Here is a 4413-nt window from a genome sequence, read left to right on the forward strand (position 1 = left end):
GTCCGTCGATGGGCGGGGGGCCGGGGTCGGGGACGACGTGCGCCCGCGGGGGGTCTAGAGCTCCTCGATGGTGGCCGTGGCGTGCACGGTGCCGAGCTTGCGCGGGTTGCGCACCCGCAGCGACCAGGCCGGGTCGCCGGCGCCTGAGCCCACACCGGTTCCGACGCCCGGGCCGGACCCGCGCCGGGCGTAGATCGCCAGCTTGGCCGGGAGCACGACGGGCTTGCCGAACTCCACCGAGTAGCGCGCCCGCTCGGGGATGGCGCCCTCGACCACACCGAGCATGGTGGCGGACGTCCACATCCCGTGCGCGATGACGTTGGGGAACCCGAACGCCTTGGCGCCCACCTTGGAGACGTGGATGGGGTTGCGGTCCCCGGACACCGACGCGTACTCGGAGATCAGCGACTCGGACACCGACCTGACCACGGTGGGGTCACCGATCTCCGCGGCCGTGGGCGGCTCGGGCCTCGGCGGGCGCGGTGCGTCCTTGGGAGGGGTCAGTGACGTCCGGCGCTTGGAGAGCAGGCCCGACCGCTGGACCCAGGACGGCTGGTCGTCGTCGCCGGTACGGATCTCCGTGACGATGTCGAGCAGCAACCCGGCGGGGTGCTCCCGCAGGTTCTCGGCCCGCGCGCGGATCGAGAGCTCGTCGCCCACCCGCAAGGGGCGGTGGGACTCGATCTCGTTGGTCAGGTGCACCGAGCCCATGGCCGGGACCGGATAGGCCGGGTCCAACATGAGCTGCATGCTCAGGGGGAAGGCCAGCGTGAACGGGTAGGTCAGCGGCAGGGCGTCACCGAAGCGCAGGTCGCAGACGCGGGCGTAGGCGGCCAGATTGGCCACGTCCACGCGCACGCCGGCCACCTCGACGCCCTTGTCGGGCATCGACGTGCCGTCGCGCTTGCCGCCCACCACGGGAACCGAGCCGACGGCCGCCTTGCCGTACTGGGCCAGGAGGTTGGGGATGGCGGGCAGGCGGGTGTACTCCACGGTGTTCTCCGACCCGGTGTTCTGCGACACGGTGTTCTCCGAAGACGAGCGATCCACCTCGATCACGCGCCCAGGAGGGACTGGCCACACACGCGGATCACGTTGTCGGTGACCGCGGAGGAGGCGGGGCTGGCGAAGTAGGCGATCGTCTCGGCCACGTCGACGGGCAGACCGCCCTGCTGCATGGAGTTCATGCGGCGTCCGGCCTCGCGGGTGGCGAACGGGATGGCCGCGGTCATCTGGGTCTCGATGAAGCCGGGGGCCACGGCGTTGACGGTGATCTTCTTGGACGCCAGCTCGGCGGAGGCGCCGTCGACGAACCCGATCACGCCGGCCTTGGAGGCGGCGTAGTTGGTCTGGCCGCGGTTGCCGGCGATCCCGGCCATCGAGGAGACGCCCACGACGCGGCCGCCCTCGGTGAGGACGCCCTTCTCCGCGAGCTCGGCGGTGATCCGCTCCGGCGCGACGAGGTTGACGGCCATGACCGAGTCCCAGCGCGCCGAGTCCATGCCGGCCAGGGTCTTGTCGCGGGTGATGCCCGCGTTGTGCACGAGGATGTCGATGACGCCCTCGTGGCGCTCCTGCACGTGCTTGGCCAGCACCTCGGCGGCGTCGGCGGCGGTCACGTCGAGCGGCAGCGAGGTGCCGCCCACCTTGTTGGCGGTCGCGGAGAGGGACTCGCCGGCGGCGGGGACGTCACAGCAGATCACGTGCGCCCCGTCGCGGGAGAGCACGGCGGCGATCTCCGCACCGATGCCCCGGGCCGCGCCCGTGACCACGGCGACCTTGCCCTCGAGGGGGCGGTCCCAGGACCCGGGGGCGGTCGCGGCGCCGGCACCCACGCGGAACACCTGGGCGTCGACGTAGGCGGACTTGCCGGAGAGGATGAAGCGCAGGGTGGACTCGAGGCCCGACGCGCCGGTGTCGGCGTCGGCGGAGACGTAGACCAGCTGGACGGTGGTGCCCCGCTTCATCTCCTTGCCGAGCGAGCGGGTGAAGCCCTCGAGCGCGCGCTGGGCGATGCGCTCCTCCACCGACCCGGTCTCCTCCGGGGTGGTGCCCAGGACCACGACGCGGCCGCTGGCGGCGACGCGGCGGACGACGGGGTTGAAGAAGTCGAACAGGGCCTTGAGGTCCTCGGTGCGGCGGATGCCGGTGGCGTCGAAGACCAGGCCGGCGAACTTGCCCTCGGCGTCCGCGCCGGCCAGCTCGTAGTCCGACTCGAGGATCGCGCGGACGGGCTCGACCAGGCGGCCCTCGCCGCCGACCAGGACCGGGCCGTGGAGAGCGGGCTGCCCGGCCTCGTGCCGGCGGAGCTGCTCGGGCTGCGGGAGGCCGACCTTGCCGGCGATGAACGACCCGGGGGCCGAGGTCACGAACTGCGAATAGAGGTCGAGGTTGCCCTGTGCCATGGCGATCATCTCCTGGAGAGGTGCGGTCTTACGGGTCGACAAGTAACTTACCGCTGAGTAACAATACTCGTCGGGCCGCGCTACGGGCCACCGGATACCGAGATCAAACGGGAGTGACACACGTGACCACCAGCCCCCGCAAGGTCGCCATCGTAGGCGGCAACCGAATCCCCTTCGCCCGATCCAACGGCAAGTACGCGGACGCCTCCAACCAGGACATGCTCACCGCGGCGATCGACGGTCTCGCCAGCCGCTACAACCTGCAGGGCAAGCGCGTCGGGATGGTCGCCGCGGGTGCCGTCCTCAAGCACGCCCGGGACTTCAACCTCACCCGCGAGTCGGTCATCGGCTCCGTTCTCGACTCCTCCAGCCCCGCCTACGACGTGCAGCAGGCCTGCGGCACCGGCCTGGCCACGGCCATCCAGGTCGCCGACGCCATCGCGGTCGGCCGCATCGACGCCGGGATCGCGGGCGGCACCGACACCACCTCCGACGCCCCGCTGGCCGTCAACGACGACCTGCGCAAGATCCTCATCAAGGTCACCTCGGCCAAGAGCACGGTCGACCGGCTCAAGCTCCTCGGCGACATCCGTCCGCAGTCGCTGGTCCCCGAGCAGCCGCAGAACGCGGAGCCCCGCACCGGACTGTCCATGGGTGAGCACGCCGCCATCACCGCCCGCGAGCTCGGCGTGACCCGTGAGGCCCAGGACGCGCTCGCCGCGGCCAGCCACCACAACCTCGCCGCCTCCTACGAGTCCGGCTTCCAGGACGACCTGGTCACCCCGTTCCTCGGCGTGCCGCGGGACGACAACATGCGTCCCGACTCGTCCGAGGAGAAGCTCGGCAAGCTCAAGCCGGTCTTCGGCAAGCGCGACGCCGAGGCCCACGGCACCGAGGCCACCATGACGGCCGGGAACTCCACCCCGCTCACCGACGGCGCCTCCGCGGTCCTGCTGGCGAGCGAGGCCTGGGCGGAGGAGAACAAGCTCCCCGTCCGCGCCTACCTGGTGGACTCCGAGACCGCGGCGGTGGACTTCATCCACGGCCACGACGGCCGCACCCCGGACGGGCTCCTCATGGCGCCCACCTACGCGGTCCCGCGGCTTCTGGAGCGCAACGGCCTGACCCTGCAGGACTTCGACTACTACGAGATCCACGAGGCGTTCGCCTCGCAGGTCCTGGCCACGCTCGCGGCCTGGGAGTCCGAGGAGTACTGCACCGAGCGTCTCGGTCTGGACTCCGCGCTCGGATCGATCGACCGCAGCAAGCTCAACGTCCACGGTTCCTCGCTGGCGGCCGGGCACCCGTTCGCCGCCACCGGGGCCCGCATCCTGGCCGCGACCGCCAAGCTGCTGGAGGAGAAGGGCTCGGGCCGCGCGCTCATCTCCATCTGCGCCGCCGGTGGTCAGGGCGTCACGGCCATCGTCGAACGGTGAGCCCGACGCGCTGACCCCGCCGGCGTCCCCGCCGGCTGGTCGTTTCATGAGTGCAGCCCCCGCGTACGGCGCGGGGGCTGCACTCATCGGTACCGGTCCGTCATAGTGGACGCCACAGTGGTTCGGGTGGGATAACCCCGGTCGACGCCCCGCCGGGTCGAGAGTCCCCCGCTCGTGAGGAGGCGTGAGAACCCGTGGACGATTCCACCACCACCGGCGACGCCGGACCCGCCCGGCCCGTCGTGGTCGAGGGCGAGGGCCCCCATCCCGCGGCCGCCGACCGGCGGCGCTACCGCGTGCGGTCGCGGTGGATCCACACGGGTGTCGGCGTGTTCATGGGGCTGGCGGTGCTCTACGGCTTCGATCTGGTCCACAGCATCGGACGGGTCCCCCGCGGGGCCGAGGTGGCCGGGATCCAGGTCGGTGGGATGCGCACGGCCGACGCCGAGCAGCTCCTGATCCGCGAGCTGGGGCCACGGGTCGACGAGGAGGTCGACCTGCGGGCCGGCGTCGTGTCCACCACCCTCGATCCCCGATCGGTCGGGCTGTCCGTGGACTGGCAGGGCACCCTC

General features: G+C 71.8%; 3 protein-coding genes and 1 pseudogene. 2 read left to right on the top strand and 2 right to left on the bottom strand.

What is annotated here, in order from left to right:
- Positions 1-54: 54 nt before the first annotated feature.
- Both G6022_RS11715 and G6022_RS11720 read right to left on the bottom strand, forming a co-directional pair.
- Complete coding sequence (locus G6022_RS11715) at positions 55-1023, bottom strand: MaoC/PaaZ C-terminal domain-containing protein (RefSeq protein WP_347237822.1); 969 nt, start codon at positions 1021-1023, stop codon at positions 55-57.
- 32 nt (positions 1024-1055) lie between these two features.
- Complete coding sequence (locus G6022_RS11720; RefSeq protein ID WP_179526015.1) at positions 1056-2411, bottom strand: 3-oxoacyl-ACP reductase; 1356 nt, start codon at positions 2409-2411, stop codon at positions 1056-1058.
- Between the two features lie 116 nt (positions 2412-2527).
- Here G6022_RS11720 and G6022_RS11725 point away from each other — a divergent pair, with 116 nt between their 5' ends.
- Positions 2528-3841 carry an acetyl-CoA C-acetyltransferase gene (locus tag G6022_RS11725; protein ID WP_179523546.1) on the top strand — a complete coding sequence of 438 codons (1314 nt, stop codon included), beginning with the start codon at positions 2528-2530 and terminating at the stop codon, positions 3839-3841.
- 194 nt (positions 3842-4035) lie between these two features.
- Positions 4036-4413 (top strand): annotated as a pseudogene (locus G6022_RS11730) (hypothetical protein); the annotation flags it as partial.

Origin of the sequence: Dietzia sp. Cai40 (assembly GCF_014145165.1) — a bacterium.
GTDB lineage: Bacteria > Actinomycetota > Actinomycetes > Mycobacteriales > Mycobacteriaceae > Dietzia > Dietzia natronolimnaea.